At 57.8% G+C, this 13,941-nt stretch carries 12 protein-coding genes; 4 read left to right on the top strand and 8 right to left on the bottom strand.

The features are described 5' to 3' along the window. Complete coding sequence (locus IEN85_RS05345; protein ID WP_191616032.1) at nucleotides 1-2,076, bottom strand: endo-1,4-beta-xylanase; 2,076 nt, start codon at nucleotides 2,074-2,076, stop codon at nucleotides 1-3. Between the two features lie 168 nt (nucleotides 2,077-2,244). On the opposite strand from IEN85_RS05345, the gene IEN85_RS05340 reads away from it, so the two are divergent. Beyond that, nucleotides 2,245-2,985 carry an AAC(3) family N-acetyltransferase gene (locus IEN85_RS05340; RefSeq protein ID WP_191616031.1) on the top strand — a complete coding sequence of 247 codons (741 nt, stop codon included), beginning with the start codon at nucleotides 2,245-2,247 and terminating at the stop codon, nucleotides 2,983-2,985. An 8-nt stretch (nucleotides 2,986-2,993) separates the two neighbouring features. On the opposite strand, the gene IEN85_RS05335 is transcribed toward IEN85_RS05340, so the two are convergent. After that, nucleotides 2,994-3,392, bottom strand: a complete 399-nt coding sequence (locus IEN85_RS05335) for a ribosomal maturation YjgA family protein (RefSeq protein ID WP_191616185.1) — start codon at nucleotides 3,390-3,392, stop codon at nucleotides 2,994-2,996. Nucleotides 3,393-3,457: 65 nt separating this feature from the next. Beyond that, complete coding sequence (locus tag IEN85_RS05330; RefSeq protein WP_191616030.1) at nucleotides 3,458-4,141, bottom strand: hypothetical protein; 684 nt, start codon at nucleotides 4,139-4,141, stop codon at nucleotides 3,458-3,460. A 232-nt stretch (nucleotides 4,142-4,373) separates the two neighbouring features. Here IEN85_RS05330 and IEN85_RS05325 point away from each other — a divergent pair, with 232 nt between their 5' ends. Continuing rightward, on the top strand, nucleotides 4,374-5,561 hold the full coding sequence (locus IEN85_RS05325) for an MFS transporter (RefSeq protein ID WP_191616029.1): 1,188 nt from the start codon (nucleotides 4,374-4,376) through the stop codon (nucleotides 5,559-5,561). Nucleotides 5,562-5,565: 4 nt separating this feature from the next. Here IEN85_RS05325 and IEN85_RS05320 read toward each other — a convergent pair whose 3' ends face one another. Together IEN85_RS05320 and IEN85_RS05315 are read right to left on the bottom strand one after the other, a co-directional pair. Next, nucleotides 5,566-6,048: an FKBP-type peptidyl-prolyl cis-trans isomerase gene (locus IEN85_RS05320; RefSeq protein WP_191616028.1), complete on the bottom strand. Its 483-nt coding sequence runs from the start codon at nucleotides 6,046-6,048 to the stop codon at nucleotides 5,566-5,568. An 85-nt stretch (nucleotides 6,049-6,133) separates the two neighbouring features. Then, nucleotides 6,134-7,582 (bottom strand): nitronate monooxygenase, encoded by a 1,449-nt coding sequence (locus IEN85_RS05315; RefSeq protein WP_191616027.1) that lies wholly within the window; start codon nucleotides 7,580-7,582, stop codon nucleotides 6,134-6,136. A gap of 291 nt (nucleotides 7,583-7,873) precedes the next feature. On the opposite strand from IEN85_RS05315, the gene IEN85_RS05310 reads away from it, so the two are divergent. After that, nucleotides 7,874-8,302: a hypothetical protein gene (locus tag IEN85_RS05310; RefSeq protein ID WP_191616026.1), complete on the top strand. Its 429-nt coding sequence runs from the start codon at nucleotides 7,874-7,876 to the stop codon at nucleotides 8,300-8,302. A 204-nt stretch (nucleotides 8,303-8,506) separates the two neighbouring features. Here IEN85_RS05310 and IEN85_RS05305 read toward each other — a convergent pair whose 3' ends face one another. Then, entirely contained in the window at nucleotides 8,507-9,049 is a 543-nt protein-coding gene (locus IEN85_RS05305) for an energy transducer TonB (RefSeq protein ID WP_191616025.1), read from the bottom strand. A 191-nt stretch (nucleotides 9,050-9,240) separates the two neighbouring features. Continuing rightward, nucleotides 9,241-10,833, bottom strand: a complete 1,593-nt coding sequence (locus IEN85_RS05300) for an arylsulfatase (protein ID WP_191616024.1) — start codon at nucleotides 10,831-10,833, stop codon at nucleotides 9,241-9,243. Between the two features lie 270 nt (nucleotides 10,834-11,103). Between IEN85_RS05300 and IEN85_RS05295 the strand changes: the two genes are divergently transcribed. Continuing rightward, on the top strand, nucleotides 11,104-12,615 hold the full coding sequence (locus IEN85_RS05295; protein WP_191616023.1) for a glycoside hydrolase family protein: 1,512 nt from the start codon (nucleotides 11,104-11,106) through the stop codon (nucleotides 12,613-12,615). A gap of 48 nt (nucleotides 12,616-12,663) precedes the next feature. Here IEN85_RS05295 and IEN85_RS05290 read toward each other — a convergent pair whose 3' ends face one another. Continuing rightward, entirely contained in the window at nucleotides 12,664-13,938 is a 1,275-nt protein-coding gene (locus tag IEN85_RS05290) for an SLC13 family permease (protein ID WP_191616022.1), read from the bottom strand. Nucleotides 13,939-13,941 lie beyond the last annotated feature (3 nt).

Here is a 13,941-nt window from a genome sequence, read left to right as displayed (position 1 = left end):
TCAATCTGACGAGGTTCGATAGAAGATGGCGCCTTCCGCGTCGAGCGGCATGCTATAGAGGACCTCCGGCGAGAGCTCCTTGATTTTGTGGAGCGGTTTCCAGCTCTTTAGATCCGACGACTTCTCCAAGTAGTAGCTACCGTTGTCGGTGTCTGGAAATTCAACTACAGGTTGGCTTGCGGGGCCGCCAATACGGATGGCGTTTGGCTTGGCTGGTTGGGGGCTGCCTAAGTAGAGCTGCGCAATGCGGGCCCCGTCTTTCCTGAGGGGGAGAGGGAATTGCTTCACCGTGTCGCCATGGGTTACGGTGACTTGATAGTCGCCATAAAATCCGCGAGCGGAGAACGATCCGTTTGCGTCGGTGGCTCCGGCAAAGTCGTTCCACCAGGTTTCTTGAGTGATCTGGCGCCAGGCCACAGCATTCGGCTTTTCTCGCCAATCCGCGGTGTACATGGCGGCGGAGGGTCGCCAGTGAGCGTTTTCCCAGAAGCCCCATGCTTGGACTCCGACGGTGGCGGGGTGGCTGAACATGATGGTAAGGAAGTCGCGCGTGTAGTCGGCCTGCATGTCCTCGTCGTCGGTGCTGACGTCGAATTCGGTCACGCGAATGTCGAGTTTGGGAAAGGCGTTGTGATAGCGTTGCAGGATGCTGTAGACGAGCTCGATGCCGGTGGGTGAGGAGCTGAAGTGCCCTTGCATGCCGATGCCCGTGATCGGGGCGTCGTTGGAAACCAGATACGCTATGGTATCCTCGAAGTGCTTTTGGTGGGCGAAGTCGCGTCCTCCTCCGGATAGGATGCTGTAGTCGTTGAGGTAGAGGCCTTGTTGTGGGAGGTGGCTGCGGGCGCGGTGGAACCAGTCGAGCATGACTTGGTCGCCGAAGGCTTCCATGAGGTAGAAATTGTCGTAGGGCTCGTTGAGCACGTCCCACTCGTCGATAACCGGCTCGCTGCGGCTGGCGACGTCGTCGATGTGGTCGAGCACGATTTGCTTGGCTGCAGGGTCGGCGCTGGCGGGGTCTCCCTCGGGGAGATAGCGTTGGATGAGGTTGGGCAGGTTGCGCTTGGAGGGCCAGACCATGACGTGCCCGCGGGTGTAGATGTTGCGTTCCTGTAGCCATCGCATGGCGTCGAGGGTTTGCTGGGCGTTGAAGCTATTTCCCCATTCGCCGGCCCAGGGTCCCCATTTGAAGTCGTTTTCCGGACCGCTTTGATTGAAGAGATCGAGGAACTTTTCGCGATAGGTTACGTTGTCAGCTGAATCGCTGAAAATGCGACTAGCTACGATGACCGAGCCGAAATGGTAGGCATGGCGGACGAACTCCACGCGAACGTTCGCGTCCGGAACGGGGTTCCCATTTGTATCCAGAACTTGGATGGAAAAGTTTCCTTTGCGGTACTGCTCGATGCGAGCTGCTGCGGCGCTGCGCCAAGGTGCGTCTGGGTCGCGACCCGCGTAGCTGGGGCGGGTCATGGGCAGGTCGCCGACAGCGAGGGTGTTCTTGAAATTGAGAAATTCAATTCCGCCGACTTCCCAGATCTGTGTTTTCGATCCAGCTCCGGCGCCGATCTGAAGGGAAAGAGAACCAGCGGGTCGCCCCTCCGACATTTCGAAGGGGAACATGTATTCAACCCAATCCTGGCCAGCTGTGATTTCGCGTTCGAGGTATTTGGGGTATCCTGCCGATTGCGGGCCTTGTGGAAAGATGGTGGCGAATCCCACGCCGGACTCGTCCTTTGACTCTATAGAGCGGAAGAACACGCGCACGAAAAGGATATCGCCTTGGGCCACGTCAGCGGTGCTGTTGATTTGCAAGGCGCCATTCCAGTATTGTCCTGCAGGGTTGGATACGGTGACGCGCAGCGCTTGGTTAAAGTCGGGGTGGTTTACGTCGACGATCTCGGAAGAGGCTACGGGGCTGCCGTTGAAGCTGCCCGGCCAAAAGTTGCTGGCCAGGGGATTGGCGGGAATGAGGCTGATGCCTCCCTCGGGAACGGGAGTTTTCGCATCGGCGAAATTGAGAGTCGCGGTCGTCAGGACGAATAAGCGAACGAAGAGGCTGGGAATTCGTTTCATGGTATTGGGGGGCGACCCAGTTTCCACGCACCCGCCTTATCGGGAAAGAAAGAAGCGACTCTTCCTATAGCATGAACGGACTTTTCCGAAACGGAGGGGAGCGAATCTAAGGGTTTTCCGCTTGTCGATGTTCTGAAGGGGGCGGATGATGGTTTTCCAATGGAGGGAATGAGCGACTTGTCGAAAACCTTTGCAGCCTTGGGTATCGAAGAGGGTGATGCTTTGTTGGTTCACTCCTCCCTGAGCAGTCTGGGCGTTCGATTGGAGGCCGGTCCGAATACGGTGATTGAAGCTTTGCTCGACTGCCTTGGGCCCTCGGGAACCTTGTGCTTTCCGGGATTGAGCTACTTGAACGTGACGCGTGAGCAGCCGGTGTTCGACGTGCGTCGTACCGCGTCGAACGTGGGTATCGTACCTGAAGTGTTCCGCAGGGAATTTGCGAGCCACCGCAGTTTGCATCCGACTCACTCGGTTTGCTGCATCGGACCGCTGTCGCATGAGCTCACGCGTCGCCATCATCAGGATACAACACCTTGTGGCGAGAACAGCCCGTTTTCCTTGTTGCCGCAGATGGGAGGAAAACTATTGATGCTCGGCTGTAGTTTGCGTCGCAATACGACGATTCATGCGGTCGAGGAATCGGTGGGGGTGCCTTATGTGTTGGGAGGGAATCTCGAATATACCTTGTTGGACTGGGATGGAGGTTCTCGCAGACAAGTCTATCGCTGCCATGGTTTCGATGGGTTGGAGCAATGGTACGAGAGGGTGGTTCCTAGCTTGCCGCCGCAGTCATATGTGAAGGGCAAGGTTTTTAAGGCTGAGGCCTATGTTATGGATTTGAAGGCTTTGTGGGCGGCTGCGGTTCGGTTGCTGGAGGAGAATCCTTACGCTTTGGTGGGGCCGATCTAGGGTGTTTTCTACCGGTGCGGCAGGCGGCTTGCGATAACGACTCCCAGTAGGCAACCGCATAGGTAAGCGATCAGGTCGATTGGATCGAAGCCGGATCCGAGAACCAGCTTTCCGAGGACCGTTTGCCGCAAGCTGTTTATCCATGGAGCATGGTATAATTGGCTGAACTCCACGCAGAGCGAAGTTGCCATCGCAAGGACGAAATGGATCTTTAGGGAGATCTTGGGGAAAATTAGTATCCAAATGAAAAATACGAGGGTGGCCCACAGCGCATCGCCGGGGTAGTTTCCTGCTATGGGATACTTCCTCGAAAGCAAGCCGACTACGATGGTGCAGAGGGCGATGATGAGAATGGGGAGTCGGTTTCTCGGGGTAGAGGGCTGAGTATCGTTGGCTGAAGGGCTCACGTCTGAGATTGCAGCAAAGCGATACCATGCCGGCAAGTCTGGCGTGCGGGGAAGACAGGGGTCGCTCAATAGACGGTGGTGTCGGGATTTGCCATGAGGCGGAGGAACTCGATGGACAGGTCAGGTTGTGCGCGATCGAGGTTCATGGAAAGTTGCTCCGTTGAGACCTGTCGGATTCGCTGTTTACAAAGGCAAATCGTGTCTAACCCGATTTCGAGGGATGGTAAGCTGTAGTCGGTTGTGTTGACCAGTATGAGTTGGGGGCCAAGTCGCGAATCCCACTTCTCCTCCTCGTAAAAGATCGTCCCGTCTTCGAAGGCGTAGGCGAATAGATAGCGTTCGCTCTCGGGGAGAATTTGGAAGCGAGTATGGCGTACACCCGTGAAGTTGTTTACCACGGTGAAGGAGCGCTGCTTGGTGAGCAGCTGGGTGAGCATGTCCAGCTCGAAGCGCAGCTCGGGTGGGGTCTCCCAAAAGGGAATGACGCTGCCGTGATGATAGGTCAGGTAGCGGACGAGCCTAGGCGAGTAGCTGTTCTCGTAGGCGGCGAAAAGAGCGGAATCGAGGGGGAACTCGAACTCCGCATGGGCGGTGTACTTTATGATCGTACCGGCCGTGTGGATACTGAGGGGGCTGTCCTGGTAGTGCTCGGCGTCGAGCTTGGCTTGGGTGAACCTCAGCCGGGCTTGTTCCCCGGCCAAAGCGATGGCGAATAGGAAGCAGCCCAAGATAATGGCTCTAACATACATAATATCCTACATATGTAGGAATTAGGTTTTTGCAACCGGAATTTCGATAATTCCTTGGGCTCGTCGCGCTCGTGCAACGCGGCCGATGCGGCGTCGAACGCAGTGACGAAAGCCAATCGTCCCTCGATTTTTGCTTTCTTCGGACGAAGCCGAAGCTGCCTTGGAGCAATTAATGGCGGCTGCGAGGATTCGTCCTCGCAGTCGCGTCGGGCCCTGGATTGTTTCGGAGGCGATGAATCTCAGCGCTCTCAAGTCCTTGCCGGCCAATGTTTGGATTCTGGCGGCCAGCCAGTCTTTGGCCATGAGCATGGTTCCCATGATGATCCTAGTCAGCAGCTTGCTGGCAGCGGACATAGCGCCGGACGAGTCGTTGGTTACTTTCCCGATCGCCCTGGTGGTAGTAGGAACGGCTTCGGCGACGGTTCCGGTCGCCTATGTCATGAAGCGGCTAGGGCGCAAGAAGGGTGGCTACGTGGGATTCGCCTGTGGCTTGCTGGCATGCGGCTTGGGGTTTCATGCGGCCCGTGACGCGTCCTTCCCCTTTCTTCTGGCCTCGTCCTATTGCATGGGGGTGGCGACCGCTTTTGGGCAGCAGTTCCGATTTGCTGCCTTGGAGAGCGTGCAGGATCCGGCCAACTACGGGCCGGCGATTTCCGCATTCATGACCGGTGGCCTGCTCGCGGCCTTTCTGGGTCCTGAAATTGGAGCTTCCGGACGAGACCTTCTACCGGCTCCTTTCGGCTTCGCGGGCTCGTTCGCTTTGTCGGGCGGCCTGCTTTGCGTGGCGATCTTCTTGTTCTCCTTTTTCAAGGAGCCACGGCGGCTCAGGGAAGAAGCGGTGACGACGGACCGGCCGCTGGCAAGCATCGTTCGGTCGCCCGCTTTCTTGCTCGCTGCGGGGGCTGCGGCATTGAGCTACGCGGTTATGAGTTTTATCATGACGGCCACGCCCATCACGATGCACGAGATATGCGGATTCGGCTTAGCGGATACCAAGCGCGTGATCCAAGCTCACATCCTTTCCATGTTTCTGCCCAGCTTGTTCTCCGGTTGGTTGATGAAGCGTTTTGGCCCGGGCAAGCTGATGCTCGCAGGCAGCTTGGCCTATGGAGTGGTATTGCTCGTTGGCTTGCAGGGGCAGGAACTGGCGCACTTTTGGGGCGCTTTGATTTTGCTGGGCGTTGGATGGAATTTCCTTTTTGCCAGCGGTACAGCCTTGTTGCCGCGGGCCTACGCTGGAAATGAACGCTACAAGGCTCAGGCCGCCAACGACTTTGCGGTGTTTGGATGCCAAGCTGTGGTCGCCCTCTCGGCGGGTTGGTTCCTATACCGTTTTGGCTGGTCCGTCCTGTTGCTGAGCTGCTTGCCTTTGGTGTTGTTGGCTGGAGTTGTATCTATTTTACAGATACGAAGGTCCTAGGGGACTATCTCCGTTTGATCTCGTAGAGCTCGATCTCGAAGACGAGAACGGAATAGGGTGGTATGTCTCCTTGCTGGGTCCTTCCGTAGCCAAGCTTGCTGGGAACGTAGAAACGGTACTTGTCGCCCACGTTCATCAATTTGATGGCCTCGCGACATCCAGGGATGAGCTTGTCTAGCTTGGTAGAAACAGGTGTCTCGCGCTGTAAGGTGTTTTCGAATACCGTTCCGTCTATCAAGCTTCCCTTGAGGTGAATGCTCACGGTGCTGCGCCAATTGGGGAACTCGCTACCTTCCCCCTTTCGCAGCAACTGGTATTGCAGTCCGGATTTCGTAGAGTGGATCTCTGGCTTGGCTCTATTCGATTCCAAGAACGCTTTCTCTTCCGCTTTCTTGGAGGAAGGTCGCCCGAAGCTGGAGGGCGTGGGTGCCAGAGTAAGGTATGCCGCGAGGCAGGAGCACAAGAAGGTCAGGAATCGAATGGGCATTTCCGATGACACACCAGAGCCCGGCTCGATGACCAGCCAAAAGGCGGGCCGCGCTTTTGCCCATATCGTGGGCGGCAACGGTTGCTCAGTGGACGAAGGCGGCTTCTCGCGTTGGGAATTCCGCTTCGATGCCCAGCTCGTCGAGCACGTCGCTGGCGTCGTAGTCGGACTTGCCTTTGAGGAAGCGGTGCAGGTCTCGCATGATGCCGGAAGTCACCAGCGGGTATTCGATGCCGCCCCCTTTCATGGCATGCGGGAATCCAGCGGTCGCCAAGAGTCCGTTGCAAAGGCAGCGTCGTCCGACGCAGTCAGCGAGCTTGCCTCCCTTTCGCAGGTAGTCGGCTTCCGGTTCTGCGGCGCAGCGCCAGCCGATGCTGCCGTCCGCCTTTCGATAGGCGCTGCGAAGGTAGCCGTGGTTGCAGCTTTGGCGTTCGCGGTCTTCGGGGGCTCGGCCGCCCTCGGTACCGCTGAGGTTGAGGGTTTTGAAGGGATAGCCGGTGGGGGAACCGCGGCCTTCCGTTTTTGTTTGCAGGTCCTCAGCGAGGGCGTACGCGATCGCCCGGTGCCGAAGGCTTGGCTCCATGCCGGATTCCGAGCAGAAGGCGAAAGCGGTACCGACTTGAACCCCTTGGGCTCCGAGGGCTTCGGCTTCCGCGATGGAGTGGGGAGCGTCTTGTCCGCCTGCCAGCCAGAAGGGGAGGCCCAAGGACTTGATGCGTTCGAGGTTGATTTCGTCTTTCGGTCCGTAGCGTGGCGTGTCGCCGCTCTCCACTTTCCAGCCGCGTGGGGCGGCGTTGTGGCCGCCTGCGATGGGCCCTTCCACGATAAACCCGTCCACCCCGCCGCTGCGGGACAGGGAGATGGCGAGCACGTGCGAGCTCACGATCGCGAGAAATTGAGGTCGCTTCAGCACGGGCAGCGCGCCCTCCACGAGACTGGGGTCGAAGGGTATCTCCACGTCGTCTCCGTTTTCCACGTTGAGCTTCAGGGCGCAAGGTTCGTGGGCGCAGAGTTGATCGATGAGGCCTGGGATTTCACGGGGGATTCCCGCTCCCATGAGGACTGTATCGACGCCGGCAAGCAGTGCTCCGTAGAGAATGGGGAGCGTGGGGGCTTGGATCTTTTCCAAGAGATTGATTCCCACCGGCCCGCGGACGTTGCGCTTGGCGAGCCATACTTCGCAGAAGGAAGCAAAGGTAGCGAGTTCGAGGAGGGGCTTGGGGGGACTGACGCTGAAGAGGGGGACGGGCTTGTAGGCTCCGGGGCGTTCAAGGCCCTCCGGCTTGAACCATCGCTCGAGGACGCGAGTGGCTAAGGCTCCGTCGGGAAAGGCTGCGGCCGCTTGGCGGATGGTGCCGTCTTGGTCGCCTTCCTGCAGGCGGCAGGCTACCACACGATCGATGGCGGTGCCGGAAACCACGCCCATCTGGCCGCGGCTGGCGACCGCTCGTGCGAGCTTCCAGCCGGAAATTGCGATGCCCATGCCGCCTTGGATGAGCTTGGGCAGCTTGGAAGTGGACAGATCTGTAACCATGTCGCCCACTCTGGAGAGGCCCGCCCTCTAATACAGTGAATAAAATACAAAAGAGTAATTATTAGGGCGTCGAATAGTTCGCTTCAGCTCCAGCGCTTGCGAGCAGGGGGCTCTTCGCGGCCGTTGGCATGCTGGAAGGCGGTGCGATGCGTTGGAGCTCTAGCTTGACGGAAAACCTGAGGGATTCCCTGAAGCTTCCTCTTTGGGCTAGGCTTGGCGGGGATGGCGTGCTTTACTGTTTTTTAGCGTTTCGCGTTTTGGCGAGCCACTCGTTCTTCGTCCCACTTGTCCATGAGCCGTGTCCGAATTCTCCGCGTTTCCTTGCTCAGCTTGCTCCTTCCTCTGTTCCTGCCCTCCTCGCGAGCGGATGCCGAGGCTGACGTGGTGAATCAAGCGATCAATGCCTTGGACCATTTCATGCAAGCAGGGATGGAGAACGACGCTCGCCGCGGGGCGGGCTTGCTCAAGGACTTCTACACGAATGCCCGTCGAGCCGAGTACGATACGCAGTTGCTGTATCGTCGCCAAGGGGAACTGCTCTCCAACTACGTTTCCATTTCCAGCGATCTTTATGGCTATGAAATCCGCGAGGTGCTGGGGGTGACCAGCGTCCGTCTGGAGGGAGGGATCGAGACGCTTGCAGGGGTTACGGCTGAATTTAAGGCGCGGGTGGTCTACCAGAAAAAGCGTTGGCGAATTGCTAACCTTGAGATCGATTAGTGACGTGTCATGCGTCAAACGTAGCGCCGCGCTTCAGCGCTAGGTCGCATGCGAAATTCGGCCTGTGACAGAACACTAGCGTTCCCCGTTTGATTTGTTCGGCTGCGGTGGGTCCTGTATCGAGTAATGGGATACAGGCTCTAAAAGGGAGAGCCCGGTGAAGAGCCCTCCCTTTTTTGCTTTCAACTGGATGTGGTGTGAGATCTAAGCCTCGAACTTGAAGCTGATGGCGATGTGGGCCTTCACGTTCTTGCCAGCCACTTGGGCGGGCTTGAACGACCATTTTCGCATGGCGTCGATGGCGGCTTCTTCGAGGTCGTCGTGAGTGGACTTGGAGACCGCGGCCCGACTGACCTTGCCGGTTTCGTCGAGAATCACGTGCAAGCTGACGAGTCCCTTGAAACCAGGCGCGGCGAGCTGGGGCGGCGTGACTGCGGTGCGACTGCGGACGACGCTGGGCTTGGTGTCCCATACCGTGTAAACGCCGCTTAAGTCGGGATTGGCTTCCATCCATCTTTGGACTGTGGAAGCGCTCTCGGACTCGAGGTCGGCGATGGCAGTGGTGGCGTATCCGCCATCACTGGTTTTGATCGTGACTTCCCTCTCGTTCGCGTAGTCGATGCTGCCTTCGTAGACGGTTCCGTCCGTGGATACGAAGGTTTCTGCGACCAAGCGGGTGAGAGAAGCCAGACTGAAGAGGAGAGCCGCGAACGCGACTCTTCTTAGCTGAGTTCCCATAGTAGACATCTTTTTGAATTTGGTCGGTGCGGTATTCGCAGCGACGGGGCTTAGATCGGTGTCTGCTTGAACTACTTTATTACAAAATTAGGGTTTTTGCTTAACTCTAGGGAAGCCACATATACGTATCCAAAAAACAAGTATGAGCGTAATCTTTTCCTTTGCTGAGGTTCTATGAATGCTTTGCTTGAGACAGGGGCTTAGCGACTGGCGTCGATTCGGTACTGGAGTTCCTCCTTCTCCCACAGGGCGACGAGCTGGGCGAGCTTATCGGGATGTGTATCAGCTAGATTGTTACGTTCCGCACGATCGTTGGTGAGGTGGTAGAGTGCCCAGTGCGTTTGATCTTCGCGTCGCATGACGATCTTCCATTCGCCGCGCCGATAAGCTCGATTGCCGGCGTGGTGGAAGTATAGGCCGCGAGGCTCCCATTCGGGATCGTGGGCAAAGGTGGGAGTGAGACTGAGTCCGGGCAGGGGCGGAGCTTCGTCAAGTGGGGGGAGGTTCTTGCCGAAACGAGGCAATTCTGGAGCGATGCCGGCGATATCGAGAAGGGTGGGAACGATGTCGACGATATGGGCGGGAGTGCGGCGGAGTTCTCCGTTTGCGGCGATGCTCTGGGGCCAGTGAACGATGAAGGGGCTGGAGATGCCGCCTTCGTGGTTCCAATGCTTGTGCAGGGAAAAGGGGGTGTTGGCGGCGGTGGACCAGCCGGGGCCGAGGGCGAGGTAGCTGTCGGCGCTGCCGGATGCTGCGCCGGGGAGGTGGCGATCGCCGCGGTTGATCTGTTCCGCGGTAGCCCCGTTGTCGGAGAGGAAGAGAAAGAGAGTGTTTTCGAATTTTCGGTTGGCTTTGAGGTACGCGACGAGGCGAGCGAGCTCTTGGTCGAGCCGGTCGACCATGGCGGCGTGCACTTCCATTTTGCTCGCCTGGTAAGCCTTTTGCTCGGGTGTGAGGGAATCCCAGGCGGGCGCGGTTCCGAGTTCGCCGGGATCGATCTGCTCTTCTAGCTGCGTTTGGCTGAGGCTCCAGGGGGCAATGGTGTTCTCTTGTCGGCGGGCGAGCGGACCTTGGTAAATTCCGAGCTTTTCGAGCCGGGCTTGCCTCTCCCAGCGCAGCTTGTCCCAACCTTCGCTGTAGCGTCCTTCGTACTTGGCGATATCTTTTGCTTTGGCGTGCAGCGGGAAGTGCGGAGCGGTGTAGGCAAGGTAGAGAAAGAAGGGGCTGTCGGCGTGGTCGCGTTGGTGTTCCTCGAGAAAGTCGATGGCATACTGGGTGGTGTCGACGGTGGTGTAGCGGCCCTCCTCGCGGCCGACGGGGGGGAGCTGTTGAGCGTCGAGGTAGTGGTCTTGCGGGCTGAAGAAGCGGTCGTGGTCGGCGAGCTGGTAGGAACGATCCCAAGCGTACTCTGCGGAGGAGGCGAGTCGACGTAGGTGCCACTTGCCGCTCAGGTAGTTGCGGTAGCCGGCTTGGCGGAGGCGGTTGGGCAGGAATTGAGTCCAGCTTGGCCAGTCGGTTTTAAGCTTGGGATCCATGCCGACCTGTTGGGCGTAGTAGCCGGTCATCAAGGCGGCTCGCGAGGGCCAGCAGCGTCCGGTATTGTAGAACTGGGTGTAGCGCAATCCGCCCTCGGCGAGGGAGTCGAGGGTGGGGGTCTGGATTTCTCCCCCGTAGCAGCCGAGGTCGGAATAGCCGAGGTCGTCCGCGAGAACGAGCACGATGTTGGGACGTTCCGCCGCGCTCAAGCAAGTGGCGACAAGCGAAAGGAAGAGGGCAATCAAGGGGCGATTCATGGAAAGTCGAAGTGACGGCTTAGGGGGCCGAGGCGGCTAAGGGAATGCGATTCAGCCTGTTTGTCACGCTTGCCCCCGCGCTACAAGTAGGAGCGTTTCCCACCTTCCGTTTGTAGGGCGTCGTGCCGGAATTTAATGACAAATATTAATTTCAAAAATGAAATACAGAAGAGGCGTATTTAATTTATTTGGTATCTAAATTTTGACTTAACAGTTTAATTGAAGCGTTTGGGCGTTGTCATTGGGTTAAGGCGAGGGTGTTGTATGCTCATGAAAAACGTTCCCCCCCGTTCATCCTTTCGCTTCGTCGGCGGTTTTTGTGCCCTGTCTGCAATTGCCCTTTTCCTTACAGGCTGCGGCCAGCCCTCCGTCCCGGAGGTCACGGTGTTTCCGGCGCCGGGCGACTTGAGCGAGGTGGAAGGTTTGGAGGAGTCGGCGCTCTTCGACGTGTCGGTGAACGGCGAGGACACCTTCGTGTACCGAGGATTCCAGAAGGAGTTCAACAAGTATGGCTTTGCTAAGAAGGGGGGGCATTATGTGAACTTTTCATTCGCCAACACGGCAGTTACGGTGGACGTGACCACCAGCAAGCCTTTCTCCTCCTTCTCGGTGAAGCCGACTCAGGCGCTCGTAGAGCGTGTATCCGACACGCAACTACGATTCACCTTGCAGGATCCCAGCAAGTTTCTGGTAACGGCGGAGTTTGAGGAGTCCGGCGAGAATTGGCTGGTTGTCGCTGCGGACGGTCCGGAGCAAGAGGTTCCGTCGAAGGACGATCCGAGCGTCCTCTATCTGGAGGCAGGGGTGCATAAGTTTGGCCGCTCCTGGGATCCGTTCGTGGATGGAATCAAGACGGTTTACATGGAGCCTGGGACGGTTGTGGAAGCGACGCTCAAGGTGGTTGGGAAGGAAGGTCTTACCATCAAGGGCCGCGGCCTTTTCGCGCAAGGGTTCCGTCCGCATGCGAAGGTGGAAGACCCGCTGCAAACGGAGTGGCTGGGCGATTGCATGGGGGCCTACTTTCGCGAGTGCAAGGATCTGAGGTTCGAGGGATACGCGGTGATCAATTGTCCGAGTTATCAGCTTGAGGTCGCGGATTGCGACCGGGTTTCCGTCGAGAACCTGAAGCTGCTCGGCTTCGGCTGGAACAACAACGACGGCATGCACCTTTACAGTCGTGACGTGACGGTGGAGAACTCCTTCATCGCGGGTAACGACGACCGCATTTGCGTGACGGGGCTCTTCGATAGCGAGGACCGCGAGATCAAGACGGTTGCCGACCAGAAGGCCCGCATCAAGGGCTGCGACGTAGGGAATCTGGTGATACGGAATAACGTGTTCTGGGGGCAGCGCAACGGTGGTGACATCATGCTCACCTGGAACGGTAGCCACACCTGCGAAGACGTTTTGATCGAAGGCTGCAAGAGCATCGGCTTCACCAACAAAGGCTTCCTTTCGGCGATGCATGGAGGCTCGGTGGTGATCAAGGACGTGACGGTTCGCGACATCGAAATCTACCATCACCGTTTGACCAGCGTGCTGGTGCGCGACGCCAAGACTTGGGGTGACGGAGGGGGCGCCATCGACGGGCTGACCTTGGAGAATATTCAAATCCACGCGGAACCGAAGGAGGTATCCCTATTGCTGACGGGGTGGAGCGAGGAAAGCCCGATCCGCAACGTGACCCTGCGCAACATCACGGCCAACGGCCAGAAGATCACCAGTTTCGACCAGACCAGCATCGAGACTAACGAATTCGTGAAGAATGTGGTTTGGGAGTAGGCTGGTGGAGTTTTGAGATAAGCGAAAGGCATCGCTCGCTTTTCGCATCTATCTCAGAGGCCAGAAGTAGGCGATGATGGGTACGGCGACGATGGTTGCTATGACATTCATAGGGGTGCCGACTCTCAGGAAGTCGGTGAAACGGTAGCCAGCGAGGTGTGCGACGTAGGTGTTTGTCTGGTAGCCAATCGGGGTGGAGTAGCTGGAGGAGGCAGCTACGGCTATGGCTATCAGGAGGGGCTTCAGGTTCAGGTCGAGTTGGGCGCTAAGGCTGGCGGCGATGGCAGCCATCGTGATAGCGGCTGCATTGTTGGTGAGGATCTCGGTAAGCAGAGACGTGGCCACGAAGACGATGGCGATCGTGAGCAAGCCATTGTATTCGGGGAATGGTGACAGGGAAAGGCTGTATTCGATGCTTGACGCAGCGATGGTGGAAGCTCCGGAGCTTTGGAAAGCGGCGCCGACACCGAGCATGGAGGCAATTAGCAGGAGAAGCCGCCAATTCAGCGAAGAGAGTGCGTCGCGGGGAGATATGCATTTTGCGGCGATGAGAAAGAGTGATCCTGCAGGTGCGGAGACCGCGATGGGGAGCAGTTCGAAGGCGCTGAATAAAACGATACCGCATAGGATGGCGAATCCGATGGCGATACGCTTGGAATTTACGTGTTCGATGCGGTGAACTTTTGAGAGACCAGGTGGAGTTGGGTTGTCGGGCAGCATCCTCTGGCCTACGAAGGCTAGGTAGACACTGGAGATGGCGAGGAGGGGGAGCCCCACTTTTGAGAGTTCGAAAAAAGTGAAGGGCGGATGCCCAAGGCTTTCGCCATAAGCGCTGACGACTAGGTTTGTGCTGGTGCCGATGAGGGTACAAGAGCCGCCGAGAATGGCGGCGAAGGAGAGCGGCATGAGCAGCTTGCCCGGGGGAAGCTTGGAGTGTTGTCCATAGGAGATGACGACAGGGGCGAGCAGCACCACGACCGCAGTGTTGTTGAGGAGAGCGGAAACCAGGGCGATCACGAGTATCATGCCGAGAATGCTATAGCTGGGTTTCGCTTGGGGCAGGCACTCGAAGGCCTTTTTTGCGAGGGCAATTGCTCCAGCTTTTTCGAGAGATGACCCTATGACGAGCATGCCGGCGATGGCAGCTATTCCTGGATTCGCGATGGCTCGGAGAGACGCTTCAAGAGGTAGAATCTGGGTTGTGACAACGATGGCAAAACCGGCGAGAGCTGTGAATTCATCGGGGATGCGGCGCCAAATAAAGCTTCCTAGCATTAGGGCTAGGAGGACGAAAATGGCGATTGTTTCCCATTCGTTGGGCATGAG

The organism is Pelagicoccus enzymogenes (assembly GCF_014803405.1).
Taxonomy (GTDB): Bacteria; Verrucomicrobiota; Verrucomicrobiia; order Opitutales; family Opitutaceae; genus Pelagicoccus; species Pelagicoccus enzymogenes.
The sequence above is the reverse complement of the archived record's forward strand: the minus strand, read 5'-3'. Positions and strand labels throughout refer to the sequence as shown.